Annotated in this window: 26 protein-coding genes; 12 read left to right on the top strand and 14 right to left on the bottom strand. The window is 68.6% G+C overall.

Going from position 1 to position 24443, the window contains the following annotated elements; all coding sequences use genetic code 11:
- Window positions 1–230: 230 nt before the first annotated feature.
- The 8 genes from mnmA to ACWGE0_RS39335 form a co-directional block, all read right to left on the bottom strand.
- Window positions 231–1313 carry a tRNA 2-thiouridine(34) synthase MnmA gene (gene mnmA, locus ACWGE0_RS39370; RefSeq protein WP_452265972.1) on the bottom strand — a complete coding sequence of 361 codons (1083 nt, stop codon included), beginning with the start codon at window positions 1311–1313 and terminating at the stop codon, window positions 231–233.
- A complete protein-coding gene (locus ACWGE0_RS39365; RefSeq protein ID WP_452265971.1) occupies window positions 1310–2485 on the bottom strand; it encodes a cysteine desulfurase family protein in 1176 nt (391 codons plus the stop codon). Before ACWGE0_RS39365 ends, mnmA begins: the two co-directional genes overlap by 4 nt.
- Window positions 2485–3828 (bottom strand): MFS transporter, encoded by a 1344-nt coding sequence (locus ACWGE0_RS39360; protein WP_452265970.1) that lies wholly within the window; start codon window positions 3826–3828, stop codon window positions 2485–2487. Before ACWGE0_RS39360 ends, ACWGE0_RS39365 begins: the two co-directional genes overlap by 1 nt.
- Window positions 3785–4657, bottom strand: a complete 873-nt coding sequence (locus ACWGE0_RS39355; RefSeq protein WP_452265969.1) for a lysophospholipid acyltransferase family protein — start codon at window positions 4655–4657, stop codon at window positions 3785–3787. Before ACWGE0_RS39355 ends, ACWGE0_RS39360 begins: the two co-directional genes overlap by 44 nt.
- A complete protein-coding gene (locus tag ACWGE0_RS39350; RefSeq protein ID WP_452265968.1) occupies window positions 4654–5427 on the bottom strand; it encodes a GNAT family N-acetyltransferase in 774 nt (257 codons plus the stop codon). Before ACWGE0_RS39350 ends, ACWGE0_RS39355 begins: the two co-directional genes overlap by 4 nt.
- A gap of 86 nt (window positions 5428–5513) precedes the next feature.
- Window positions 5514–5642, bottom strand: a complete 129-nt coding sequence (locus tag ACWGE0_RS39345) for a hypothetical protein (protein ID WP_452265967.1) — start codon at window positions 5640–5642, stop codon at window positions 5514–5516.
- Between the two features lie 266 nt (window positions 5643–5908).
- Window positions 5909–6862: an electron transfer flavoprotein subunit alpha/FixB family protein gene (locus ACWGE0_RS39340; protein ID WP_452265966.1), complete on the bottom strand. Its 954-nt coding sequence runs from the start codon at window positions 6860–6862 to the stop codon at window positions 5909–5911.
- 13 nt (window positions 6863–6875) lie between these two features.
- Window positions 6876–7658 (bottom strand): electron transfer flavoprotein subunit beta/FixA family protein, encoded by a 783-nt coding sequence (locus tag ACWGE0_RS39335; RefSeq protein ID WP_319965844.1) that lies wholly within the window; start codon window positions 7656–7658, stop codon window positions 6876–6878.
- 217 nt (window positions 7659–7875) lie between these two features.
- On the opposite strand from ACWGE0_RS39335, the gene ACWGE0_RS39330 reads away from it, so the two are divergent.
- Window positions 7876–8718, top strand: a complete 843-nt coding sequence (locus ACWGE0_RS39330; RefSeq protein WP_452265965.1) for a DegV family protein — start codon at window positions 7876–7878, stop codon at window positions 8716–8718.
- A gap of 63 nt (window positions 8719–8781) precedes the next feature.
- Complete coding sequence (locus tag ACWGE0_RS39325; protein ID WP_170176162.1) at window positions 8782–8931, top strand: hypothetical protein; 150 nt, start codon at window positions 8782–8784, stop codon at window positions 8929–8931.
- A 43-nt stretch (window positions 8932–8974) separates the two neighbouring features.
- Here the strand turns inward: ACWGE0_RS39325 and ACWGE0_RS39320 are convergent, their stop codons facing one another.
- The 4 genes from ACWGE0_RS39320 to ACWGE0_RS39305 form a co-directional block, all read right to left on the bottom strand.
- Window positions 8975–9778, bottom strand: a complete 804-nt coding sequence (locus ACWGE0_RS39320; protein ID WP_452265964.1) for an isocitrate lyase/PEP mutase family protein — start codon at window positions 9776–9778, stop codon at window positions 8975–8977.
- Between the two features lie 78 nt (window positions 9779–9856).
- Window positions 9857–10438, bottom strand: a complete 582-nt coding sequence (locus tag ACWGE0_RS39315) for a hypothetical protein (RefSeq protein ID WP_452265963.1) — start codon at window positions 10436–10438, stop codon at window positions 9857–9859.
- Between the two features lie 10 nt (window positions 10439–10448).
- Complete coding sequence (locus ACWGE0_RS39310; protein ID WP_452265962.1) at window positions 10449–11006, bottom strand: hypothetical protein; 558 nt, start codon at window positions 11004–11006, stop codon at window positions 10449–10451.
- Window positions 11003–11953, bottom strand: coding sequence for a hypothetical protein (locus tag ACWGE0_RS39305; protein ID WP_452265961.1), 951 nt, complete (start codon window positions 11951–11953; stop codon window positions 11003–11005). Before ACWGE0_RS39305 ends, ACWGE0_RS39310 begins: the two co-directional genes overlap by 4 nt.
- A 315-nt stretch (window positions 11954–12268) precedes the next feature.
- Between ACWGE0_RS39305 and ACWGE0_RS39300 the strand changes: the two genes are divergently transcribed.
- Window positions 12269–13111 (top strand): DegV family protein, encoded by an 843-nt coding sequence (locus ACWGE0_RS39300; RefSeq protein WP_452265960.1) that lies wholly within the window; start codon window positions 12269–12271, stop codon window positions 13109–13111.
- Here the strand turns inward: ACWGE0_RS39300 and ACWGE0_RS39295 are convergent, their stop codons facing one another.
- Window positions 13112–13747 carry a TetR/AcrR family transcriptional regulator gene (locus tag ACWGE0_RS39295; protein ID WP_452265959.1) on the bottom strand — a complete coding sequence of 212 codons (636 nt, stop codon included), beginning with the start codon at window positions 13745–13747 and terminating at the stop codon, window positions 13112–13114.
- A 120-nt stretch (window positions 13748–13867) separates the two neighbouring features.
- Between ACWGE0_RS39295 and ACWGE0_RS39290 the strand changes: the two genes are divergently transcribed.
- From ACWGE0_RS39290 to ACWGE0_RS39270, 5 genes are read left to right on the top strand one after another with little or no spacing between them, the layout of a single operon-like run.
- Window positions 13868–14215 carry a hypothetical protein gene (locus ACWGE0_RS39290; protein ID WP_452265958.1) on the top strand — a complete coding sequence of 116 codons (348 nt, stop codon included), beginning with the start codon at window positions 13868–13870 and terminating at the stop codon, window positions 14213–14215.
- 1 nt (window position 14216) lies between these two features.
- Window positions 14217–14954 carry a class I SAM-dependent methyltransferase gene (locus ACWGE0_RS39285; RefSeq protein WP_452265973.1) on the top strand — a complete coding sequence of 246 codons (738 nt, stop codon included), beginning with the start codon at window positions 14217–14219 and terminating at the stop codon, window positions 14952–14954.
- A complete protein-coding gene (locus ACWGE0_RS39280) occupies window positions 14951–16429 on the top strand; it encodes a 1,4-alpha-glucan branching protein domain-containing protein (RefSeq protein ID WP_452265957.1) in 1479 nt (492 codons plus the stop codon). The genes ACWGE0_RS39285 and ACWGE0_RS39280 overlap by 4 nt, the downstream gene beginning before the upstream one ends.
- Window positions 16430–16433: 4 nt before the next feature.
- On the top strand, window positions 16434–17681 hold the full coding sequence (locus tag ACWGE0_RS39275; RefSeq protein ID WP_452265956.1) for a glycosyltransferase family 4 protein: 1248 nt from the start codon (window positions 16434–16436) through the stop codon (window positions 17679–17681).
- Between the two features lie 48 nt (window positions 17682–17729).
- Entirely contained in the window at window positions 17730–18488 is a 759-nt protein-coding gene (locus ACWGE0_RS39270; RefSeq protein WP_452265955.1) for an SGNH/GDSL hydrolase family protein, read from the top strand.
- A gap of 147 nt (window positions 18489–18635) precedes the next feature.
- On the opposite strand, the gene ACWGE0_RS39265 is transcribed toward ACWGE0_RS39270, so the two are convergent.
- Window positions 18636–19385, bottom strand: a complete 750-nt coding sequence (locus ACWGE0_RS39265; protein WP_452265954.1) for an acyltransferase — start codon at window positions 19383–19385, stop codon at window positions 18636–18638.
- Window positions 19386–19440: 55 nt separating this feature from the next.
- Here ACWGE0_RS39265 and ACWGE0_RS39260 point away from each other — a divergent pair, with 55 nt between their 5' ends.
- The 4 genes from ACWGE0_RS39260 (at window position 19441) to ACWGE0_RS39245 (ending at window position 24404) form a co-directional block, all read left to right on the top strand.
- Window positions 19441–19716: a hypothetical protein gene (locus ACWGE0_RS39260; RefSeq protein ID WP_452265953.1), complete on the top strand. Its 276-nt coding sequence runs from the start codon at window positions 19441–19443 to the stop codon at window positions 19714–19716.
- A gap of 51 nt (window positions 19717–19767) precedes the next feature.
- A complete protein-coding gene (locus ACWGE0_RS39255; protein ID WP_452265952.1) occupies window positions 19768–20043 on the top strand; it encodes a hypothetical protein in 276 nt (91 codons plus the stop codon).
- A 187-nt stretch (window positions 20044–20230) separates the two neighbouring features.
- Entirely contained in the window at window positions 20231–21088 is an 858-nt protein-coding gene (locus tag ACWGE0_RS39250) for a nucleoside hydrolase (RefSeq protein ID WP_452265951.1), read from the top strand.
- Window positions 21089–21146: 58 nt separating this feature from the next.
- Window positions 21147–24404, top strand: coding sequence for a GH92 family glycosyl hydrolase (locus ACWGE0_RS39245; RefSeq protein WP_452265950.1), 3258 nt, complete (start codon window positions 21147–21149; stop codon window positions 24402–24404).
- Window positions 24405–24443 lie beyond the last annotated feature (39 nt).

Here is a 24443-nt window from a genome sequence, read left to right as displayed (position 1 = left end):
AGTCGTGCCACAGCTCTTGCTGCGTCGCTCCTGGTACGGCTTGTGACGGGACCACCCCGCCAACGCAACCACCTACGCAACGCAACTCCGCCCAACGCAACAGGCGTGCCATCAACCCGCGCGCGGCGTGGAACCGGTCCTTGATCAGATTGGCGGGGTCCGGGGCGGAGCCCCGAAATCCCTAAAACGCAACGCGCTCAACGCAACCCAACCACCAAACAAACCCGCGATCAGGAAGTAGCGTCAATCGTGGCGCTAGCCAGCACCAGATCCCCAGCCAAATCCTCGCGGTAGATCGCAACAGCCTGCCCCGGCGCGACACCCTTCAACGGCTCCCGCAGCTGCACCTGCAACACCCCATCAACCAGCTCCGCAACAGCAGGAGCCGTCCCCCCATGCGCCCGAACCTGAGCGACACACTCAACCGGCCCGTCCAACACCACATGCGCAACCGGGTCAGAAGCCGAAATCCCAGTCACAGCAAGCTTCTCCACAGCCCCAACCCGGACATTGCCAGAAACCGGCTCCAAAGCCAGCACGTACCGAGGCCGCCCATCAGCAGCAGGCCCGTCAATCCCGAGCCCCTTCCGCTGCCCCACCGTGAACTCGTGCACCCCAGCGTGCCGCCCCAGCACCGCGCCAGTCGCATCGTCAATCAACAGGCCCGGCCGCGTCTCCATCCGCCCAGCCAGGAACTTCTGCGTGTCCCCGTCCGGAATGAAGCAGATGTCGTGGCTGTCCGGCTTCTTCGCCACCGACAACCCGCGCTCAGCAGCCTCGACCCGCACCAGCTCCTTCGTGGTGTCCCCCAACGGGAACATCGCATGAGCCAACTGATCCGCGGTCAAAGATGCCAGCACGTACGACTGGTCCTTGCCCAAGTCCACGCTACGACGCAGCTCCGGCCGCCCATCGACGACCTCGAGCCGCGCGTAGTGCCCAGTGCAGACCGCGTCGAACCCCAGCGCGATCGCCTTGTCCAGCAACGCCTCGAACTTGATCCGCTCGTTGCACCGCAGACAGGGGTTCGGCGTCCGCCCAGCCGCGTACTCCGCGACGAAGTCCTCGACGACCTCTTCGGTGAACCGCTCAGCGAAGTCCCAGACGTAGAACGGAATCCCCATCAGATCGGCAGCACGCCGAGCATCGTGGGAATCCTCGATCGTGCAGCACCCACGAGCACCGGTGCGCAACGTCCCGGGCTTGGCCGACAACGCGAGGTGCACGCCCGTCACGTCGTGTCCCGCTTCGACGGCTCGTGCCGCCGCCACCGCGGAATCGACACCACCGCTCATCGCCGCGAGGACCTTCACTGCTTGACCACCTTCCGAGAACGCCTCATACCCGCAAGACCCGCCGTGCGAGCCCTTTCCACCACCGGCCCGATCACCGACACCAGTTGCTCAACGTCCGCGAGCGTCGACGTATGCCCGAGCGAGAACCGCAAGGAGCCACGCGCCAGCGCGGGCTCGACGTCCATCGCCAGCAAAACGTGGCTCGGTTGCGCGACTCCGGCCGTACAAGCAGACCCCGTCGAGCACTCGATGCCGCGCGCGTCGAGCAGCATCAGCAGGCTGTCGCCCTCGCAGCCGGGGAACGTCAGGTGCGCGTTGCCGGGCAGGCGGTCGACCGGGTCGCCGTTCACGATCACGTCCGGCACCACGGAGCGCACCGACGCGATCAGTTCCTCGCGCAACGCCGTCAGCTCCACGGCACGAGCGGCCTGTTCCTCGACCGCGATTCGCACCGCGCTGGCCAGACCGACGATCGACGGCGCGTCCAGCGTGCCGGACCGCACGTCCCGCTCCTGGCCGCCGCCGTGCAGCAGCGGCGCGCACTTCACGTCGCGCGCCAGCAGCAGCACGCCCACGCCGTACGGGCCGCCGACCTTGTGGCCGGTCATGGTCAACGCCGAAGCGCCGGAAGTAGCGAAATCAACGGGCACGGCGCCCACAGCCTGCACGGCGTCCGTGTGGAACGGCACACCGCGTTCCGCGCACACACGGGCGATGTCGTGCACCGGGTTGATGGTGCCGACCTCGTTGTTCGCCCACATCGTCGTGACGAGCGCGACGTCGTCGGAGGAGCCCAACGCCTCGGAAACCGACTCCGCGGACACACGGCCGTAGGAGTCAGTCGGCAGCCACGTGACGTCCGCGCCCTGCTGCTCCAGCCACTCGACGGCGTCCAGCACGGCGTGGTGCTCGACGGCGGAGGCCAGCACCCGACGACGGCCACTGGCCCAGTAGATGCCCTTGACCGCGAGGTTGTCGCTCTCCGTGCCGCCGCCGGTGAACAGCACCTCGGACGGCCGGGCGCCCAGGACGTCGGCGATGTTCTCGCGGGCCTCCTCGATCGCCCGCCGCGCCCGCCTGCCGGAGGTGTGCAGCGACGAGGCGTTGCCCGTGGTGGACAACGCCTCGGTCATGGCCGCGATCGCCTGCGGGTGCATGGGGGTCGTGGCGGCGTGGTCGAGATAAGCCATCAGGTCTCAAGGGTAGCCCGCATGCGGGGTCCGGTCAGAATCGCTCCCACCACGGCCAACGCCGCCATCGACAGGTTCAGCACGACCACGCCCGCGGTCGGCGCGGTCGCCAGCACGAGCACGCCGCCGATCCCGATCATGGTCGCGGAGAAGAGCATGTCGGAGATCTGCAGCGCCGCCGAGTTGAACCCGCGGTCGGCCTCGGGTGACGCGGCCATCATCAGCACGCCGACGCTGGACGTCGCCATGCCCATGCCCGCGCCGGCGACGGCCCACAGCACCGGTGTGAGGAACGCAGGGCCCCACGTGGGTGCGATGAGCGTCACGGCCGAGATCCCCGTCGCCGTGAACAGGAAGCCGACCCGCACGAGCGTGTACCGCTCGATCTCCGGGTGCCGCGACGCCCACATCGAGGCGCCGGCCCAGCCGAGCGCGCTCAGCGTCAGCGGAATGCCCGCCTCCAGGGGCGAGTAGCCGTGCACGACGGTCAGCGTGAGCGGGATGAAGCCCTCGACGGCGAAGAACGTGCCGGCCAGCAGACCGCGCGCGAGGATCGTGACGGGAAGGCCGCGGCGGGCGATCAGCGTGCCCTTCGGCAGCAGGATGCGCAGTGCGGGCGCCAGCAGCAGCAACGCCACCGCGATCAGCCACCACGTGCGGTGTTGCAACCCCCAGCTCAGCCCTGCCACGCCCAGACCGATCGCCACCGCGGCGAGCGGCAGGTACTTGCGCACCGGTGGTGTCTCTGCGTGCGGAGGCAGCTTCCTGAGCACCGGGATGAGCAACACGCTGCCGATGAGCACCAACGGCACGATCGCGAGGAACACCCACCGCCAGCTCAGGTGCTCGGTCGCCCAGCCCGCGACCGCCGGACCCACCAGCGACGGGATCACCCACGCCGCGGACAGCGCGCCGAACACCGCGGGCCGGTCGCTCTCGGGGTACGCGAGCGCGATCAGCACGTAGATCGCGACGATCAGGAAGCCCGCGCCGAAGCCCTGCAGCACCCGTCCGATCAGCAACACCGTCATGGTCTCCGCCACGCCCGCGACGACCAGCCCGGCGAGGAACAGCACCACGCCGATCAGCACCGCGGGCTTCGGTCCGCGCCGGTCGGAGAGTCGTCCGGAGAAGACCGTCGCGATGACGCTCGCCGCGAGGTTCGCGAGGAACGGCCACGCGTACAGCGCCTCGCCCTTGAGCTCGTGGACCATGGTGGGCATCGCCGTGCCGACCCCCATCGCCTCGAACGCGAGGAGGGTGACCAGCAGGAGGATGCCCGTCGTGGGCCAGCGGTGGTCAGGCGACCAGAGGCGTGATGGAGCGGGCGCGGTGAGAGTCACCTGTAGATGGTGCAATCTCCAGTTCGGTCGAGGTCAAGCGGTTTGATTGCTCTTCGGCAAGTTTCGCCAGTTCCCTGCGGGTCGACGCACGGCCGGGAGCGATCTCGTCGAGCACGTGCACCTCGACCACGAGGTCCTTGGTCTTCAGCACCCGCCGGATCGAGTCGACGAGCGTGTCACTGCCGATGAACGCCGGCTGCGTCGTCAGGTGGTCGCCGATCCGGTAGCGCAGCACGATCGGCCGCACCGGCACACCGGCGTCGAGCGCGGCCTGGAACAGCGCCGGCTTGTAGTGCCCGGACGCCAGCCCGCACCACGTCGTGCCCTCGGCGTGGATGCCGACCGCGCTGCCGTTGCGCAGCGACGTGGCCAGCTCGTTCACGGCCTGCGGCAGCTCGCGGAGCTTCTCGCGGTCGAGGTAGACCGTGCCCGCCGCCGTGATGATCCTGCCGAGCACCGGCCAGCTCTTGATGTCCTTCTTGGCCACGAGCCGGATCGGCTGCACCGAGTCGATCGCGAGCTCGTCCAGCCACGACACGTGGTTGCTCACGACGAGCACGCCGCGCTTGGGGATCTCCTGGAACCTCCGGGCGCCGTGCACCCGCAGCCGGACCCCGAACGCCCGCAGGACCGCGTGGAACCACAGGCGGATGGCGCTCTCCCGCTGCCTGGCCGGCAGCAGGAGCGCGACCGCGATCCACACACCGCACAGGAGGGCCGTGAGGGCCGTGACGGCCCGCCAGGTCTGCCTGAACGCGCTGACCTGGCCCGGCGTACCGCTGACGCACCCGTCACCGCAGGGCGAGGCGGGCATCCAGGCGTGACTCATGCTGTTTCCCCCAGGAAGAACTTGAGGTAGCGCTGGTCCACGTGGTCCATGCCGAGCAGGATGAAGAGGTCGGCGACCCCGAAGTCCGCGTCGAGCGCGGGCCGGCCGCAGATCTTGGCGCCGAGCCGCAGGTAACCCTTGAGCAGCGGCGGCACCACCGTCTTGGCCGGCCGCTCGATCTCGTCGACGTTCCACGGCGTGTGCGGCGTGACGCGGTACTGCTCGGGCGCGTAGTGCTTGGCGTGCACCGTGTCCCACACGCCGGCCGCGTAGCTGCCGCCGTCCTGCAACGGGATGGACGCGCACCCGACGAGCCACTTGTGACCGCTCAGCAGCATGTACCGCGCGATGCCCGCCCACACGAGGCTGACGACGGCGCCGTTGCGGTGGTCGGGGTGCACGCAGGAGCGTCCGGTCTCGACCGTGGTGTGCCGGATGCCGGCGAGGTTGCCCAGGTCGAACTCGCCGTCGCTGTAGAGCCGGCCGGCCTCCTTGGCACGCTCCGGCGGCAGCATGCGGTAGCCGCCGACGATCTGGCCCGTGCGGTCGTCGCGCACCACGAGGTGGTCGCAGTGCTGGTCGAACTCGTCGACGTCGTGGCCGGGCACGCTGGTGTGCAGCGTCGCCCCCATCTCACCGGCGAACACCTCGTAGCGCAGTCTCTGCGCGGCGACGACTTCTTCGCTGTCACGGGCGACGAGAAGGGAGTAGCGGGGAGCGTCCTCGCCCTGCTGGGCGGGGGTGCTGACAAGCAGTTCCGGCTGCGTCATGCGAACCAGGGTGAAGCCGGGTTGGCGAATGACAGCAGGTCAAACCGATGACGCCTCAGTGGCAGTCGGGTTAACCCACGGTGGTGCTAGCTCTGGCCGCGTTGTTTCAGCCTCGCGAGATGCCGGACCAGGTGGAGTTCCTTGCGCACGAGCCGCCTGCGTTCCTCCGGGGCGAGATCGGCCAGCGGGTCCTCCAGGACCGTGTCGCGATCCACGTGCACCGTGTACGACGCGAAGGTCCGGCAGTCCGAGCACCACCTGAGCAGGAACGTCCGCTCGAAGGATCGGTCCGTCGGCGAGTGGAATCGGCGCAGGTACTCGTGGATCGTCCCGGCGCATCCCGCATCGTCAGGCGATGCGTGCAGCCGCTGGACTCTCCTTCACTGGTACTGGAGCCAGTAGCGCTCTTCGGTCATGAAACCAACCCTAACGCGAACGGCCGCCCCACCGAGGCGGGACGGCCGTTCGTGAGCGGGAGTGCTCAGCCCTTGCGCTTCTTGACCTCTTCGGTCAGCTGCGGCGCGACGTTGAACAGGTCGCCCACCACGCCGAAGTCGGCGATCTCGAAGATCGGGGCCTCGGGGTCCTTGTTGACCGCGACGATCGTCTTCGAGGTCTGCATGCCCGCGCGGTGCTGGATGGCACCGGAGATGCCCAGCGCCACGTACAGCTGCGGCGAGACCGTCTTGCCGGTCTGGCCCACCTGGAACTGGTGCGGGTAGTAGCCGGAGTCGACCGCGGCGCGCGAGGCACCGACGGCGGCACCCAGCGAGTCCGCGAGCTCCTCGACGGTCGAGAACTTCTCCGCCGAGCCGACGCCGCGGCCACCGGAGACGACGACCGAGGCCTCGGTCAGCTCCGGGCGGTCGCCGCCGACGATCGCCTCGCGCGAGGTCACGCGGGCGGACTTGGCGGTGTCCACGGAGATGGAGACCGACTCGTCCAGCACGGCGTCCGCCGCGGACTCCTCGGCCTCGACGCCGCCGGGGCGGACGGTGATGACCGGGGTGCCGGTGCCGACCTTGGCCTTGACGACGAACGCGCCACCGAAGATGGACTGCACACCGGTGCCGTCCGCGTCGATGTCCACGACGTCCACGAGCAGACCGCCGCCGAGGCGCACGGCGAGACGGCCCGCGACCTCCTTGCCCTCGACGGTCGCGGAGACGAGCACCGCGGACGCGTTCGGGGCCAGTGCGGCGAGGGCGTCGACCTTCGGGGTCACCAGGAAGTTGACCGCGTCGTCCGACTCGATCGCGTAGACCTTCGCGGCGCCGAAGCGGCCGAGCGACTCGCGGATCTTCGAGGCGGTGCCGGGCGCGCCCACGACCACGGCGGCCGGGGTGCCCAGGCGCCCCGCGGCCGTCAGCAGCTCGTAGCTGACCTTCTTGACCTCGCCGTCGACGTGGTCGACCAGAACAAGTACTTCAGACATGATTTCCCCTCCCTCAGATGAGCTTCTGGCCGACGAGGAACTCGGCGATCTTCTGACCGCCGTCGCCACCGTCCTCGACGCGCTGACCCGCGCTGCGCGGCGGCTTGGGGGCCGCCTCCAGCACCTGGGACCACGCACCGGACAGGCCGACCTCGGACGCGTCGATGCCCAGGTCCGCCACGGTGAGCGTGGAGACGGGCTTCTTCTTCGCGGCCATGATGCCCTTGAAGGACGGGTAACGCGGCTCGTTGATCTTCTCGGTCACCGAGACCACGGCCGGGAGCGAGGCCTCGAGGAACGCGACGCCCTCGTCGGTCTCGCGCTCGCCCTTGATCGTGGAGCCCTCGACCGTGACCTTGCGCAGCTGGGTGACCTGCGGCAGGCCGAGCAGCTCGGCGACGATGGCCGGGACAGCGCCCGCGCGGCCGTCGGTCGCCTCGTTGCCGGCGATGACCAGGTCGACGTTCTCGACCGTGCCGATCGCCTTCGCGAGGACCTTCGCCGTGGCGAGCACGTCGGAGCCGTGCAGCGCCTCGTCGCTCACGTGGATCGCCTTGTCGGCACCCATCGAGAGCGCCTTGCGAATGGCGTCGGTGGCGCGGTCGGGACCCATCGCGATCACGGTGACCTCACCGCCGTGGGCTTCCTGCAGCAGCAGAGCCTCTTCGACGGCGCGCTCGTTGATCTCGTCGAGCACTGCATCCGCGGATTCGCGGTCAAGGGTGTGGTCGGCGTCGGTGAGCTTGCGCTCGGACCAGGTGTCAGGCACCTGCTTGACCAGGACAACAATGTTCATAGGTCCTCTTCGACCTCCTGCGGACGGGCGGCGACGCTTGCGCGGAGGACTCTAGGGACTGCGCCGCCGGGTGTTCACGACCCTGCCATCAAACCGGATGTTACCCGCCAGTAGCACCCCTGCAAACGCCAGCAAGCACCCCGCAAGCGTGATGGTTCTCACCCGGTGGCGCCACCTTTTGAGACGTAACCCATTCGGGGGACTAGGCTGCGCCGACATGTACCGGCGAGTAGCTATCGTTACCGACAGCACGGCCTGTCTCCCGGCGCAGCTGACTGATCAACTCGGCATCGAGGTGGTCCAGATCCAGGTGCGGATCGGTGACCACACCGACGACGAGTCCCGCATCCCGGTTCCCGACCTGGTCTCGGCCATGCGTGCCAACGTGCCCGTGGCGACGATCCCGCCCGATCCCGGCGCGTTCTTCTGGACGTACAACGAACTGGCCGCGCAGGGCGTCCGCTCGATCGTGTCCGTGCACGTGTCGGGCCGGCAGTCCGCGACCGTCGAGGCGGCCCGTACCGCCGCCGCCCAGGTCCGCGTGCCGGTGCACGTCGTCGACACCCACACCTGCGGGATGAGCATCGGCTACGCCGTCCAAGCAGCCGCGAAGGTGGCAGAAGCGGGCGGCAACGTGGAGAAAGTGCTCGCGACCGCTCAGCGCCGCTTCGACAGATCCATCGAACTGATCTACGTGGACACGCTCGAGTACCTGCGCCGCGGCGGCCGCATCGGCGCCGCCGCCGCACTGGTCGGCGGCGTGCTGTCGATGAAGCCACTGCTGACCATGACGGACGGCCAGATCGCCCCGCTGGACAGGGTGATGGGCGCCGACCGCGCGCTCAACCGGATGCTGGACATCGCGATCAAGCGCGCGGGCACCGACACCGTCGACGTCGCCGTGGAGCACTTCGACGCACCGGAGAAGGCCAAGCGACTACTGCGCAAGCTCCGGACCGGGGTGCCCAACGTCCGCCAGTTCATGTTGACGCAGGTCAGCTCGGCCATCGGAGCGCACGTGGGGCCCGGAGCGCTGGGCATCACAGTTTCGCCGGTCTGACTTCGGGAACTCCAGGTGCTGTTCCGTCCGTTGAACTGGACGTAACGGACACCTGGAGGACCGATGGCCGGTTTCATGGACAAGATCACCAGGTTCCTGCGCAGTCCGCAGGGCCACAAGCTTCAGGCCAAGGCACGGCAGATGGCCCAGGACCCGCGCAAACGTGCGCAGGCCGAGCAGCTGCTGCGCAAGTTCCGCGGCAAGAAGCACTAGTCGCCGAGCAGCGCTGGTTCAGAGCACTAGCTGTTGAACAGCACTAGTTGAACAGCGCGTTCAGCTCGTCGTAGCCCAAGCCCTCGTTGGTGCTGTCGTAGGTGCCCTTCGTCAGCAACTCCTCAGCCGCCTTCTTGGCCACCGCGTACGCCGCTGAGGCGAGCGCGGTGCCGACGCTGATCCTGGCCGCGCCCGCGGTCGCCAGTTCGTGGACCGCGGGTGCGCCGGGGCCGGCCAGCACGTTGAGCGGGGCGTCGATGTTCTCGGCGAGCGTCTTGATGACGTCGAGGTCGTACACGCCCGGCACGAAGATGCCGCTGGCACCGGCCTCGAGATAGCCCTTGGCGCGGTCGATCGCCAGCTGGAGGCGGTCCTCAGGCGCGCCGACACCCCGCAGGTACACGTCGGTCCTGGCGTTGATGAAGAGCTCCGGGGCGGCTTCCCTGGCTGCCGCAAGACGTTCCTTCTGCTCCTGCTCGTCCCGGAGCGAGCCGCCGTGGCCGTCCTCGATGTTCACCCCGGACGCGCCCGCCTCCACGATCGCCCGCGCGGTCTCGCCGACTTCCTTCGCGTCCTGGCCGAAACCCGACTCGATGTCCGCGGTCACCGGGATCCCGACCGCCCTCGCGATCCGGGCGACGAGGTCGATCGCGAGTTCGCGGTCCACCGCGTCGCCGTCCGGGGCACCGAGACTCCACGCGACACCGGCGCTCGTGGTGGCGACGGCCTTGGCACCCGCGGCCTCGACGATGAGCGCGGAGGCGACGTCCCAGGCGTTGGGGAGGGCGAGCGGAACCTGCTGGTGGAGGGCGTGGAAGAGCTTGGTGCGGTCAGCGGTGGAAGTCATGGTCTGAGTGATATCAGCAGGTACCGACAAAGTCCGGCCAGTTTCGGACGTGAACCGCCGACTTCCGGACACGCCTGCTCAATTGCTGCCCGCCTTGCGGCGCACCTCTTCGAACGTCCGCAGGTAGCGCTGCCGGAAGTCCTCCCGCTCCACCCACGTCGTGTGCTCGACGGGCTGGGGCACGGCGGGCGGCGGCAACGTGGTCTCCACGACCGGCTCCGGGGCAGGCTCGGGCTCTGGTTCGACCTCGGCGACCGGTTCCGGCTCGACGACAACAGGCTCCGGCTCCAGTTCGACAGCGACTGGTTCCGGTTCCACAGCGACAGGTTCCGGCTCGACGGTCTCCAGCTCGACGACCGGCTCCGGCTCGACGGCTTCCGGCTCCACCACGGGCTCGGACAGCACCGCCAGCGCCGGTTCCAGCTGTGGCAGCCCTATCACGGGATTGCGGTGGATCGGCCGCGTGTCGTAGTCGTCCGGCACGGGCTCGACGGCCACGGGCTTCTCCACCCACGTCCGCTCGACCGGTTCGTCCGACGGTGAAGACGCCGGAGGCGCACCAGCGTCCTCGCGGCGTCGAAGCACCACGTACATGAGGGCTGCCCCCAACGTGAAGGACAGCACGCACAACCCGAAGACGATTCCGATCGCCCCTGCCATGCGAAGGCTCCTAGCTGACGAGGACGTCGACCTGGGGGCCGAAGTCCGAGGGCGGGCCCCAAACGGGGTCCACGATCACCTTTGTGGTGATGACGCTGTCCACCCCTTGCTCGGCCAGGTACTGCCGCACCAGGCCGGCCCTCTCCATCGCGAGCACGTCGCACCGGTGCGACGCCGTCTCGCCGTTCCAGGCGTGCGACACCAACGTCACCGCGCCACCGGTGACGTTGCGCAGCACGCTGGCCAGTCCCCTCCGCACGTCCTCGCCGCGGCCCACCAGGGAAGCGGTGCCCGGCGCGAACGTGACGCCCTTGACCGCGTGCGTGGAGAACAGCTCGCGCACGTTCTGCTGGGCGATGGCCGCGGGCACCTGGAACGGCGCCGGGGGCTCCATCCGCAGCGGTGCCACGAAGTCCGACACCGGCACCGGGCCCTCGTGCCGCGCGGGCACGGCGGGCGACGACGACAGCGCCGTCTCCAGCTCGTCGCCGTACACGGAGAACCCGAACGCCGTCACCGAGGCCGGGACCATCAACGCGCCGACGATCAGTGGAACCCAGCGCTTCACGACGCGGCCACCTGTTCCGGGATGTGCAGCGGGGCAACGCGATCAGCGGCCACCGACAACGCCGCGCGAGCCGCGGACAGCTGCGAGTGGACCGCGCGACGAAGCTCGTGCAGTTCGTCGGTCCGGTTCGCGACCTCGGCCAGCCGGCGGTTCGCCTCGCGGCACGCCACCTTCACCACGAACTCGGCTCGCGCCTTGGCCAGCGCCTCCTGCTCCTGCAGGTGCTGCGCCGCCTCGTTGCGGCGCCGGGTCATGCTGAGCTCGAAGAACTGCTGGGCCTTCTCGCGCTTGCGTTCGGAGTCGGCTTCCAGCGAGTTGCACTGCAACGCGGTCTCGCGCAGCAACCGGTCGGCATCGGCCTGGGCCTGGGCGACCGCCTCGGTGCACTCCCGCTCGACCTCGTCGGCGCGCTGGCGGTGCTGGGCCTCGAGATCGGCACAGCGACGCTCCATCTCCACCTCGAGCCGCTCGACGGCGGCGGCGCGGGAGGCGCAGTCCTGACGGGTCGCGTAGAGCTCGGACTCCGCCTCCGACCGCATCGCGGCGGCTTCGCGTTCGGCGTCTGCGCGCAACGCCGCGACCTCGACGTCGGTGCGGGTGCGGAGGTCGGTGCACTCGCGGTCGGCCTGCAGGTGCATCTCCGCTGCCTCGTCCTCGGCGAGGCGGAGCATGCGGTGCATCCGTTCGGTGGCGCTGGCGTGCGATCCGGAGGTCGATTCCAGGCGTTCGATCCTGGCGCGTGCGTCCTCCAGGTCCTGGCGCGTCATTTCCAGGAGCTTGCGCAAATCAGCGGCCTGCGCCAGAGCCTCGGCCCGGTCGAGGCTCGTGAAGCGCAGCTGCTCCTCGAGATTCTCGATGTGGTCGATGACCTGACGCCGATGAAAACCTCGGTAGACAACGTCGAAAGCGGCGTGCAGCGGAACTAGTTCCTGCTCTTTTGCACCCATGGTCACCTACTCACTCAACCAGGCTGAAGATTGTGCGAGCTTACCCACGCCAGGTGACCCCAACCAGCGTCGACAGTGGACAGAACGGGTGCGTGTAACACGTGGAATAACGCCGATTTCCAGGGCAAATGAGACAGTCGTAGATCAACACCAAAGAACGGCCAGTCACCCGATTGTGTCAAGCTGGACGCCTTTCCGAGGGGTTCACTCCGTGCGTTCGCCGTGTACGGAAAGCGACCGTCCAGGCGTAGATCACACGAATTGCCTTCGATCGTTGGTGGCTACTGCGATCACCCTTCGTTAACCTTCTCGTTCGTGCCCTCACGAGTAGCCGTCGTCACCGACTCGACAGCGTCACTTCCGGCCCGTTTGGCGGAGCGGTTCAACATCATCACGGTCCCGATGCAGCTGAAGATCGGGTCGGAGCTGATCGACGAGGCCTACGTGCCGACCGACAGGCTGCTGCAGGCGATGGAGGCGCAGATCCCGATCACCACGCAGCCGCCGGCGCCGGACGCGTTCTTCTGGGCCTACCAGGACGCGTGGGCCAAGGGCGCGGAGACGATCGTGTCGGTGCACGTGACGCCGAAGCTCTCCCCCGCCACGGACGCGGCGAGAGCGGCAGCGTCCAAGTCGCGCGTGCCGGTGTTCATCGTGGACTCGCACTCGTCGGGCATGACGCTCGGATTCGCCGCCCTCGCGGCCGCGCGGATCGTGCAGACCGGGGGCAACGTCCAGAACGCGCGCAGCGTCGCCGAGCAGCGCGGCCGCAACGCCCACGTGCTGATCTACGTCGACACGCTGCACTACCTGCGCCAGGCGGGCAGGGTCAGCGCCGCGGCGAAGCTCTTCGGCGACGCGCTGTCGGTCAAGCCGCTGCTCACCGTCGTGAACGGCGAGGTGGAGCCGTTCGACAAGGTCGTCGGCCGCGACCGGGCGCTCGGCAAGCTCGCCGACAAGGCCGTGGCGCTCGCGTACGGGCGCGACGTGGATCTCGCGGTCGAGCACTTCGCTGCCGAGAAGGAGGGTCACCAGCTGCTGCAGGAGCTGCAGAAGCGGATTCCTCACGCGCGTGACGTCGTCCTGACGCAGGTCAGTGCGGCTATCGGAGCGAACGTGGGGCCTGGCGCGCTCGCCGTCACGGTCTCGCCGTACTGATCAGAGCCGCTCCACTTCCTCCGCGAGAAGAAGTCCGGCATCGAACCCCATCGGCGTGAGGTGACCGGCCAGTTCTAGCGAGAGCACGCCCTGCAGGCGTGTCCAGAACGACAACGCGCGATGCACGGTCGCCGGCGACGCGGGCAGCTTGCCCGCCCACTCGCGATTCATCCCCAGAAGCACGTCGAACGGGGTCTTCGGCCCGTCGTCCCCCGACGGATCGGCGCAGACCTCCAGCAGCACCGCCAGGATCTCGTCCGAGATCGCGGTGATCTCCTCCGGCGCGTGATAGCCGGGCACCGGCGTGCCGTAGATGAGCAGGTACCGGTGCGGATCGTTCAGCGCCCACTCCCTGATGACCCCGGCGAGCGCCACCACCGTGGTGCCGGCCTCAAACGCCGCGCGGACGGTGTCGGCGAGGCTGCGGTAGGCGTCCTCGATGAGCGCGGTGATCAGCTCGTCGCGGCCGGCGAAGTACCGGTACAGGGCCGGCCCGCTCATGCCCATCTCCTTGGCGATGGCGTTGAGCGACAACGCCGTCACCCCGGCCGAGGCGATCTGCTCCCACGCGTGCTTCTTGACCTCCGCGCGCACCTGGGCCCGGTAGCGCTCCCGGGGGCTCTGCACCGTCTCCATGGTTAGACCCTCTCACGTTCGCTATTGACAGTCACCCACACCTCACTCTAGCTTCAGCATGTCACCAGAGTTAGAGGCTATAACTAACACGACCTGCTTTAACTAACGAAGGAGCTCCTCATGTCCACGAAGACCCGTGCCGCCGCTCACCCGTCGACGTCCGTGCTGGTCGCGGCCTGGGCCGCACCCGTCATGGTGATCGGCCAGTTCGGCCTGCTCTCGGGGATTCCGATCGCCGTCGTGCTCGTCGCGAGCCTGCGCGACCGCCGCTCCAAGGCCCTGCGGTGGTGGACAGGAGCCCTCGCGCTGGCCTACGCCACGCCGCTGACGCTCTGGCTCACCGGGCCGAGCGAGGCGCCCAGCCTGTCGAAGTACATGAGCCCTGCGATGACCGCGGCGCTCACGGCGGTCGGTGTCGCCGTCGCCGTCGCGCACCAGGTAGTTCGCAGGAGGTCTACTGGCAAGTAACCTGACGGGCGTGACCCTCCCCCTGACCGGCGAACGCACGGTGCCCGGTATCGCGGAAGAGAACTACTGGTTCAGGCGACACGAGGCGGCGTATCTGCACCTCATCGGCCACTGCGCGGACGCGGTCGTGCTGGAGGCGGGCTGCGGCGAGGGCTACGGCGCCCAGCTGATCCGCACGGTCGCGCGGCGGGTGATCGCGCTCGACTACGACGAACTGACCTCGCAGCACGTCGCCCGCGCGTACCCCCAGCTCGACGTGCTGCGCGGGAACCTCGCGACGCTGCCGTTGCGCGACGGGAGCGTCGACGTCGTGGCGAACCTGCAGGTCATCGAGCACCTGTGGGACCAGGAGGGGTTCCTGGCGGAGTGCCTGCGGGTGCTGCGTCCAGGCGGGACGCTCATCGTGACGACGCCGAACAGGCTGACGTTCTCGCCGGGCCAGGACACCCCGCTGAACCCGTTCCACACCAGGGAACTCGCACCGTCCGAACTGGACGAGATGCTGCGCGAAGCTGGTTTCCGCGTTGACGAACTGACGGGACTGCGTCACGGACGAAGGCTTGACACGCTCCTGAACGGACAGATCATCAACGCACAGGTCGAAGTCGCCCTGTCCGGCGCGCCGTGGCCCGCCGAGCTGAAGGAGGCGGTGGAGTCGGTGACTGTGCAGGACTTCGACATCACCCCTGAGGACATGGACACCTGCCTCGACCTCGTGGCCGTGGCGGTGCGCACGTGACCGGGAGGACAACCGCGGGGAAGGCTTCCGAGGGCACGTTCTGCCTGGTCCTGCACAGCCATCTGCCCTGGCTCGCGCACCACGGCGCGTGGCCGGTCGGCGAGGAGTGGCTCTACCAGGCGTGGGCGCACTCGTACCTGCCCGTCGTGGACATGCTGCGGCGCTTCGCCGACGAGGGTCGTTCCGACGTCCTCACACTCGGTGTCACGCCAGTCCTGGCCGCTCAGCTCGACGACCCGTACTCGTTACGAGGCGCGCACGACTGGCTCGGCAACTGGCACGTGCGCTCGCACTACGCCGGGGAACGGCTGCGCGAGCTGTCCACCTACGAGCACCGCGCGTCGTCGTGGGCGCTGGACCAGTTCGAAACCCATTGGCGGCACGGGTTCTCGCCGATCCTGCGGTCCCTTGTGGACTCTTCGACGATCGAGCTGCTCGGCGGGCCGGCCACGCACCCCTTTCAGCCGTTGCTGGATCCTCGGGTGCGGTCGTTCGCGCTGCGGACCGGTCTGGAAGACACCGCGCTGCGCATCGGCAAGGCTCCGGAAGGGATCTGGGCGCCGGAGTGCGGTTACTCGCCGGGTATGGAGGCGGGGTACGCGGCGGCGGGCGTGCGGCGGTTCATGGTCGACGGGCCCGCGCTGCACGGCGACACCTCGTCCGCGCACCCGGTCGGCTCTTCGGACGTGCTGGCGTTCGGGCGTGATCTCGAGGTCTCGTACCGCGTCTGGTCGCCGAAGGTCGGCTATCCGGGCGATGCCGCGTACCGGGATTTTCACACCTACGACCACCCGACTGGGCTGAAGCCGTCACGGGTGACCGGCAAGAACATCGCGCCCGAGGACAAACGGCCGTACGACCCGTTGCTCGCGCGTGAGGCCGTTGCACGCCACGTCGAGGACTTCGTCGAGACGGTCGTGCGCAGGCTGCGGGCGATCGACGGCGGGCTGGTCGTCGCGGCGTACGACACCGAGCTCTACGGACATTGGTGGCACGAAGGTCCCTTGTGGCTGGAGGGTGTGTTGCGCGCGCTGCCGGAAGCGGGCGTGCGCGTGACGACGTTGCAGGGCGCGGTCGAGGCGGGGCACGTGGGCGCGCCGGTCGAGCTGCCGGCCTCGTCGTGGGGCAGCGGCAAGGACTGGCGGGTGTGGGACGGCGCGCAGGTGTCGGACATCGTGTCGCTGAACGAGTCGGTGCAGAAGGAACTGCTGGACCTGGACTTCTCGTCCGACGTGCGGGATCCGGTGCTGGACCAGGCGGTGCGCGAGGCGTTGCTGGCGTTGTCGAGCGACTGGGCGTTCATGGTCACCAAGGACTCGGCCGCCGACTACGCCCGCTACCGCGCGAAGATTCACAGCGATCGTTTCAGCGAGCTCGCGGCGTTGGTTCGCGGCGGTCGTGGTCATGCACGAGCGGCGGAGCTCCGCGCGGCAGACGGCCCGTTCGGGCATCTGGACGCGCGAGGAATGAGGTAACGGAATGCGCGTGCTGATGTTGTCGTGGGAGTACCCGCCGGTGGTCGTCGGCGGGCTGGGCAGGCACGTCCACGCGCTCGCGACACAGCTGGCCGCGCAAGGGCACGACGTCGTCGTGCTGTGCCGTCAACCTTCCGGCACCGACGCGATCACGCACCCCACGGTGGACGTGGTGAGTGAGGGCGTGCGATTGATCCGCGTCGCCGAGGATCCCGCGCACTTCGTGTTCGAGAAGGACCTTCTGGCGTGGACGCTCGCGATGGGTCACGCGATGACACGCGCCGGTCTGGCGTTGAGCTCGTGGCGCCCCGACGTCGTGCACGCGCACGACTGGCTGGTCGCGCACCCCGCTGTTGCCCTGGCCGAGGCTTTCGGCGTGCCGCTGGTGGCCACGATCCACGCGACCGAGGCCGGGCGGCACTCCGGCTGGCTCTCGCACCCGCTGAACCAGCAAGTGCACTCGGTGGAGTGGTGGCTGGCGAACCGGGCCGACACCCTGATCACCTGCTCGTCCGCGATGCGAGGCGAGGTCGCGCATCTGTTCGATGTGGACACCGCCGACGTTTCCGTGCTGCACAACGGCATCGAGCCCGGTGGATGGAAAGTGCGGGCCAAGGACGTGGGCGCTGCCCGCCGGACGTACTCGCCGCACGGTGATCCGTTGCTGCTCTTCTTCGGCCGCATCGAGTGGGAGAAGGGCATCCAGGACCTGATCGCCGCACTCCCCCGGATCCGCCGCTACCACCGGGGCACGCGCGTCGTCGTGGCCGGTGGCGGTTCGCAGACCGAGTGGCTGCAGGAGCAGGCGCGCAAGCACCGCGTGCTGCGGGCCGTGGAGTTCGTCGGACACCTCTCCGACAGGTCTTTGGCGGCGTTGCTCACAGCCGCGAACGCCGTCGTGCTGCCGTCCCGCTACGAGCCGTTCGGGATCGTGGCCCTGGAAGCCGCCGCCGCCGGAACGCCCCTGGTCGCGTCGACCGCGGGTGGGCTCGGCGAGGTCGTGCTCGATGGAGTGACAGGTCTGTCGTTCGCACCTGGTGACGTGGACGGACTCACACGCGCCGTGCGTGCCGTGCTGTCCGACCCGACGAGCGCTGCCGTGCGCGCGCGAGCTGCGAAAGAGCGTCTGGGCACGGACTTCGACTGGGCCAAGATCGCTGCTTCCACCGCCTCGGTCTACGCGGACGCGATCGTGCGCGAACCACGCGTCCTGGGCCGCCCCAAGATCGCTACGGGAAATCTGTTCACCTGAGTCGGCTACAGTCGCCGGTCCCGTTAACAAGAGGTGACCGAGGACTGAATGAAATACCAACGCTTCGTGGCGCTCGGGGACAGTTGCACCGAGGGCCTGGACGACCTGCTGCCCGACGGCCGATACCGAGGCTGGGCGGACCGCGTCGCGTCAGTGCTGGACGCGCCGGGGTTCCGCTACGCCAACCTGGGCGTGCGCGGCCGTCGCCTCGACCAGATGCTGGTGGAGCAGGTCCCGTCCGCGGCGGCGTTGAGGCCTGACCTGGTCGCGATCTTCGGCGGCGGCAACGACGTGATGTCCGGCGCCTCCGTCGGCCAGATCGCGCGCCGGGTCGATGCTCTCGTGAGCGCCGTGACGTCGTTCGCACCGACCGTCGCCGTCTTCACGTTGAGCGACGTCTCACAACGGATGCCCTTCGGCTGGCGCATGCGTCCACGCATCGAGGCCCTGAACGACGCCGTGCGCGTTGCAGCCGTGCGTTACGGCGCGATCCTGGTCGACGTGTGGGACGACAACACGTGCGTGCAGGACTCACGCTACTTCGGCCCCGACCGCCTGCACCTATCGTCGTTGGGACACAGGCGGTTGGCCGGCCACCTGCTGTCGGCGCTCGACATCCCGTTCGACGCCTCGTGGATGGCGCCTCTGGAGGGTTCGGCGGCACCCTCGTCGATGCTGGACCACCTGAGATGGCTGCGGGACCAGGTGCTGCCCGTCGCGTACTCGCGGTCGCGCAACAAGCTGATCGGCCGCCAGCCGGGCGACGGCTTCAGGCCGAAGCGTCCGACGCTTCTGCCGTTCGCCTAGCCAGCGCCGCTGCCCTCGTGGCCGCCCGCCGCCGGCTGACGGTCGCGGCGTACGGGTGCGGGTTGCCCTTGATGTTCAGCGGAAACCGGGCCGGACGCGTTGCCCGGAAGTGGTTGCGCAGCCTGGACCGCACGCGATCAGACTCGATCACGACTGGTTCTCCATCGACTTCTCCAGCGCCTCCTTGGCCTTGCGGGCCATGTCCGCGATGTCCGCCCGCCGCTGAGCGTCCGCCTCGTAGTCGGCGCGCCGATCCCGCACGACCCGTGCCGGCGCGCCCACCGCGATCTTGAAGTCCGGGAAGTCCCCGCGCACCACGGCGTGCGCGCCGAGCACGCACCCGCGCCCGACCCGCGTGCCGCGCAGCACCGTCACCTTGGCGCCGAGCCAGCAGTCCGGCCCGATGCGGACGGGCGACTTCACGATGCCCTGGTCTTTGATCGGCAGGGTGATGTCCTCGGTCTTGTGGTCGAAGTCGCAGATGTAGACCCAGTCCGCGACGAGCGACGACGCGCCGATCTCGATGTCGAGGTAGCAGTTGACCGTGTTGTCCTTGCCGAACACGACCTTGTCGCCGATGCGCAGCGATCCCTCGTGGCACCGGATGGCGTTGCCGTCGCCGATGTGCACCCAGCGCCCGATCTCCATGCGGCCGTAGCCGGGGCGGGCCATCACGTCGACCCGCTTGCCGAAGAAGACCATGCCGCGCAGCACCACGTGGGGGTTGAGCAGGCGGAACTTCAGCAGCCGCCAGTACCGGACCAGGTACCAGGGGCTGTAGGCGCGGTGGCGCAGGACCCAGCGCAGGGAGGCCATCGTGAGGAAGCGTGCCTGGGCGGGGTCTCGTCGCGACCTGGCCCACCTGGTCCAGACGGGTGCACCCCACATGGAAGTCATGGACGGAGACTCTAAAACGCGCTCGCGGTCGGGCATCATTCGGATCGTGAGCGAGGTGAGCGGTTGGATCCAGGAGGGCAGCCTGAACTTGGTCGCCTACTACGTGTCGGGTCTCCTGGACCAGGAGTGGGACGAGCACGACGCAAGCGCACTTCATGCTTCTGTCACCGTCAGCGACAGAAGCATCGGGAAGTGGCACGGCTACACGATGCGCGGACTCACCGTGATGATCGCGCGTGATCACGAGCTCGGTCAGCTGGCCGTCTACTTCAGCGGCGACTTCAACGAGGTGTTCGCCGCCCGTCTCGAGACCCTCCTGGACCTGTGCTGACGAGCCGAAACGGCCCTAGAGTGTCATGACCACGGCGAACAGAGGTGCGGCATGTGGGCTGTCATAGGCGTCTGGGAGCTCAGTCCCGAAATGCACGACGAGTGGCGGGCGCAGGTGCCGTTGATGGCGTCGAGCAAGGTGGAGCTATCGGGGTTCGTGCACGGGACGTGGACGCTGGACGGCCACGCGATCCAGGTGTACGACAACGAGGCCGGTGCGCGTCGCTACCACGCGGACATGCGGGACAACGGCTACCTCGAACGGCCGGGCCTGCGGAACGTCGTGTGGGACGTGGCCGAGGTGGGCGCCGAGTCGCAAGCACCGTGAGGCCGTCGGCCACCTGGTCGGGTTCGCCGGGCGGGTGACGTGCGGACTGGCTAACGTCCACCAGATGTCGATGGATTTCTGGGCCGGTGCCGGAGTGGGACTGCTCGTCGGTCTGCTGTTCGTGCTCGGGAACGTCGTCGTGCGCTCCCGGCGGCGCCAGTAGGCGACTTTCGGGCAGGCTGATGGCATGGCGATTCCTCTCATCATCGACACCGACCCCGGCGTCGACGACGCGTTCGCGATCGCGCTCGCGGCCCGCAGCCCCGAGGTCGACCTCGTCGGCCTCACCACCGTCTTCGGCAACGTCGGGCTCGACCTCACGACGGCGAACGCCCTGCGCCTGCTCGCCCACCTCGGCCGCACCGACGTGCCGGTGGTGCGGGGGTACGAAGAAGGGCCGGGCGGCGCGGCGGACGTGCACGGCGAGGACGGGCTCGGCGGGCAGGCGCACACGTTGCCGGAGAACCCGAAGGGCCTCTACGGGGACGATCCCGTCCGGTTCTTCGCGGACAACCTGACGCCGGACACCGTGGTCGCCGCCATCGGGCCGCTCACCAACATCGCCGCCGCGCTCGACGGGGGCATCACGTTTCCCCGGCTGATCGTCATGGGCGGCGGCCTGGGGCTGGGCAACATGACCGCGCGGGCCGAGTTCAACTTCTGGGCCGACGCGGAGGCCGCGCAGACGGTGATCCGCCGGGGCAACCCGATCATCGTGCCGCTCAACCTCACCCAGCGGTGCATCGCCGACACCGAGTTCCTCGCGAACGTCGACCCGGTGCTGAGCAACCTCACCGGCACCTACCGGGAGTACCTCGCCCGGCACTCCGAGCAGAACCTCTCGCACCGCGAGGAGGGCATCCTGATCCACGACGCCGTCGCCGTGGCGGAGGCGATCGTCCCCGGCACGTTGCGCACCAAGGTCCACCACCTCGACATCGACGACGATGGCGCGCTCGTCGAGGGAAAGCACCAGGTAGAGGTCGCGGAGGACACCGATTGGCCCGCGCTGAGGGCCTTCATGGAGCAGCGCTTGTCCGTTTGACGACAACTTCGCGTCGCTCTCTGGGGTTGGGCGGGCACGGAAAGTAGGGTCCGCGACCATGCAGCGAAGAGTCCTCACGACAGCTGCGGTGGCGGTGGCCATGACGTTCGGAGTGGTCCCTGCCTCCGCTCAGCCCCAGATTCAGGTGGTGCCGGATCCGGCGGCACACGTGAACCCGTTCATCGGCACGACCAACCTCGGGAACACCTTTCCCGGCGCGGTCGTGCCGTTCGGCATGTTCTCCTTCAGCCCGGAAGCCAGTCGCGGCAACACCCTGCGCGCCGCGGCGCCCGGCGGCTACCGGTACGACGCCACGAAGATCCGCGGCTTCAGCCTCACCCACATGTCCGGTACGGGCTGCGCGGGCGGAAGTGGTGACATCCCGATCTTCCCGCACGTCGGGACCGTCACCACGTCGCCGACCGTCGACGCGACGGACGCCGTGTACGCCAGCGAGTTCGCGCACACGGACGAGGTGGCCAAGCCCGGCCGCTACGACGTGACGCTGAAGTCGGGCGCGAAGGCCGAGCTGTCCGCCACCGAACGCACCGGTGCGGCGCGGTTCAGCTTCCCGGCCGACAAGCCGGCGACGGTGCTCATCAACACGTCGAAGTCGCAGGTCGGCAGCAGTGACGCGCAGACCGTGATCGACAAGGACAAGCGGACGATCACCGGCTCGGTGACGTCGGGCAACTTCTGCGGGTACATCAACCAGGTCGGCCGCCGCAGCTACTACACGCTGCACTTCGTGGCGGAGTTCGACCAGGACTTCACCGACGTCGGCACGTACCAGGACAACGTTGTCACCCCCGGCAGCGTCACCTCCAAGGGCGGCACGACGTACGGGACGAACGGCTGGCCGGTGCTGGGCAAGGGGTCCGGCGCCTATCTCGGGTTCGCGCCCGGCTCACAGGTCGGGGTCAAGGTCGGCATCTCCTACGTCAGCCTGGACAACGCGCGGGCCAACCTCAAGGCCGAGAACAAGGGTCAGTCCATTGAGGACATGAGGGACAACGCGTACATCGCGTGGCAGAAGCAGCTCAAGCGCATCGAGGTCGGCGGCGGCTCCGATGACGAGCGGACCAAGTTCTACACCGCGCTGTACCACTCGCTGTTGCACCCCAACCTGTTCAGCGACGTCAACGGCGAGTACGCCGGATTCGACGGCAAGACGCACAAGATCAACAAGAGCAAGCAGAAGGCCCAGTACGGCACCTTCTCCGGCTGGGACATCTACCGCTCGCAACTGCAGCTCGTGACGATGCTGGAACCGCAGATCGGTTCGGACATCGCGCAGTCGCTGCTCAACCAGGCCGAGCAGAACAACGGCGTGTGGGACCGCTGGACGCACAACGGCGGCGGCACGCACGTGATGAACGGCGACCCCGCGCCCATCGCGCTGGCCGCGATCTCGGCGTTCGGCGGCGACAGGTACGACATCAAGTCGTCGCTCAAGTCGCTGGTGAAGGCCGCGACCGTGCCGACGGCGCTGGACCTGAGCAAGGACGGCTGGGCCGTGATGTCCGTCGGGCAACGGCCGTCGCTCGACAAGTACCTGAAGAACAAGTTCATGCCGTCCGTGTCGAACGCGTGGGGTGGCGCGGCGGAGACCCTGGAGATCTCCGCGGCGGACTTCGCGATCAGCCAGCTGGCCGAGCGCACGGGTGACAAGAAGACCGCCAAGGCGTTCGCCGAGCGGGCGCAGTGGTGGCAGAACAACTTCGACCCGGTGGCGGACAAGACCGGCGGCTACATCCGCAACCGCAACGCGGACGGCACGTGGGTCAAGGACTTCACGCCGGACACCGGCAACGGGTTCGTCGAGGGCAGCAGCGCCCAGTACACGTGGATGGTCACGCACAACGTCGCCGGGCTCGTCGAGTCGCTGGGCGGTCGCGAACGCGCCAACAAGCGGCTGGACGACTTCTTCCACAACGCCGACGGCAGCTGGGCGCTCACGGGTCGCGGCGGTGCGAAGTCCGAATTGGACAACGAACCGTCGGTGAACGTGCCGTGGCTCTACAACTACACGGGCCAGCCGGCGAAGACGCAGGAGACACTGCGCGAGACGATCGGCACGCTGTGGAAAAACGCCCCCGGCGGCATTCCCGGCAACGACGACCTCGGCGCGATGTCGTCGTGGTTCGTCTTCACCTCGATGGGCATCTACCCGCAGGTGCCGTCGCGCGCCGAGCTGGTGCTGAGCAGCCCGCTGTTCACGTCGGTGAAGATCAACCGCGGTGGCGGAAAGGACATCACGATCAACGCGCCCGCCGCGAACACCGCCACGAAGTACGTGCAGTCGCTGAAGGTCAACGGCCGTTCGTCGTCCAAGACCTGGCTGCCCGAGTCGTTCGTGGAACGCGGCGGCAAGCTGGACTTCGTGCTCGGCAAGACGCCTTCCTCCTGGGGCACCGGCACTTCCGACGCCCCGCCGTCGTTCCGCGACGGTGAGCAGCCGATCAAGCACGACCAGCCGTACTACCTCACGGTCGAGCCGCGCCAGCTCGTCGTGGAGCCCGGCAAGTCGGTCACGGCGAAGGTCAACTCGGTCAAGCTGTACGACGGCGACCCGAAAGCGACGTACACGATCACCGGCACGGACGCGTTGAAGTTCACGCCCACCACCGGTTCCGTGCCGTCGGAGTTCACGGTCTCGGCCGACCCCGGTACCCCGCAGGGCTTCTACGACATCACCGTGACGGTGACCGTCGAGGGCGCCGCGAAGCCGGTCGTGCTGCCGCAGACGGTGAAGGTCGCGCCGGCGGGCAGCATGCTCGCCGCCGTGAACAACGTCGGTGCCTCCGCCGACGCCGACGGTGAGGGCGACTTCGACGGCGGCGGTTACAGCTACTCGCGGGAGGCGCTGGCCAAGGCCGGCCTCGCACCGGGCGGCACCAGCACCGTCGACGGCCTGACGTTCACCTGGCCGTCGTCGCCTCCCGGCCGTCCGGACAACGCGACCGCCGCGAAGCAAACGCTTGCACTGTCCGGAACCCGGCTCGCGTTCGTGGGTTCGGCCGCCAACGGGGCACGCGCCAAGGCGGCCACGGTGACGTTCACGGACGGCACCACCGCGTCGGTCGAGATCGGCTTCAGCGACTGGACGCTCGGCGGCGGCGGGGCGACCCCGAGCTTCGGCAACGTGATCATCGCGAACACGCCGTACCGCAACCAGTCCGGCGGCGGCAGCGAACAGGTCGCCACGCACATCTTCGCGACGAAGACGTACGTGGCACCGGAGGGCAAAACACTCGCTTCCGTTGTGCTGCCAGATGATGTGAACATGCACGTTTTTGCGGTAGCGGTGGGCTAGTTCGTCAAGCGTGGATGGTTTCTGTCGCTCTGGTGACAG

Source organism: Lentzea sp. NPDC054927 (assembly GCF_053610285.1).
This window is presented reverse-complemented; position numbering and strand designations above follow the sequence as displayed.

Bases quoted from the DNA above. Each gene is read 5' to 3' on its own strand.
- ACWGE0_RS39365 (WP_452265971.1), bottom strand. From the start codon at position 2,485: ATGGCTTATCTCGACCACGCCGCCACGACCCCCATGCACCCGCAGGCG.
- ACWGE0_RS39355 (WP_452265969.1), bottom strand. From the start codon at position 4,657: ATGAGTCACGCCTGGATGCCCGCCTCGCCCTGCGGTGACGGGTGCGTC.
- ACWGE0_RS39350 (WP_452265968.1), bottom strand. From the start codon at position 5,427: ATGACGCAGCCGGAACTGCTTGTCAGCACCCCCGCCCAGCAGGGCGAG.
- ACWGE0_RS39340 (WP_452265966.1), bottom strand. From the start codon at position 6,862: ATGTCTGAAGTACTTGTTCTGGTCGACCACGTCGACGGCGAGGTCAAG.
- ACWGE0_RS39335 (WP_319965844.1), bottom strand. From the start codon at position 7,658: ATGAACATTGTTGTCCTGGTCAAGCAGGTGCCTGACACCTGGTCCGAG.
- ACWGE0_RS39330 (WP_452265965.1), top strand. From the start codon at position 7,876: ATGTACCGGCGAGTAGCTATCGTTACCGACAGCACGGCCTGTCTCCCG.
- ACWGE0_RS39325 (WP_170176162.1), top strand. From the start codon at position 8,782: ATGGCCGGTTTCATGGACAAGATCACCAGGTTCCTGCGCAGTCCGCAG.
- ACWGE0_RS39320 (WP_452265964.1), bottom strand. From the start codon at position 9,778: ATGACTTCCACCGCTGACCGCACCAAGCTCTTCCACGCCCTCCACCAG.
- ACWGE0_RS39315 (WP_452265963.1), bottom strand. From the start codon at position 10,438: ATGGCAGGGGCGATCGGAATCGTCTTCGGGTTGTGCGTGCTGTCCTTC.
- ACWGE0_RS39305 (WP_452265961.1), bottom strand. From the start codon at position 11,953: ATGGGTGCAAAAGAGCAGGAACTAGTTCCGCTGCACGCCGCTTTCGAC.
- ACWGE0_RS39295 (WP_452265959.1), bottom strand. From the start codon at position 13,747: ATGGAGACGGTGCAGAGCCCCCGGGAGCGCTACCGGGCCCAGGTGCGC.
- ACWGE0_RS39290 (WP_452265958.1), top strand. From the start codon at position 13,868: ATGTCCACGAAGACCCGTGCCGCCGCTCACCCGTCGACGTCCGTGCTG.
- ACWGE0_RS39275 (WP_452265956.1), top strand. From the start codon at position 16,434: ATGCGCGTGCTGATGTTGTCGTGGGAGTACCCGCCGGTGGTCGTCGGC.
- ACWGE0_RS39270 (WP_452265955.1), top strand. From the start codon at position 17,730: ATGAAATACCAACGCTTCGTGGCGCTCGGGGACAGTTGCACCGAGGGC.
- ACWGE0_RS39265 (WP_452265954.1), bottom strand. From the start codon at position 19,385: ATGACTTCCATGTGGGGTGCACCCGTCTGGACCAGGTGGGCCAGGTCG.
- ACWGE0_RS39255 (WP_452265952.1), top strand. From the start codon at position 19,768: ATGTGGGCTGTCATAGGCGTCTGGGAGCTCAGTCCCGAAATGCACGAC.
- ACWGE0_RS39250 (WP_452265951.1), top strand. From the start codon at position 20,231: ATGGCGATTCCTCTCATCATCGACACCGACCCCGGCGTCGACGACGCG.
- ACWGE0_RS39245 (WP_452265950.1), top strand. From the start codon at position 21,147: ATGCAGCGAAGAGTCCTCACGACAGCTGCGGTGGCGGTGGCCATGACG.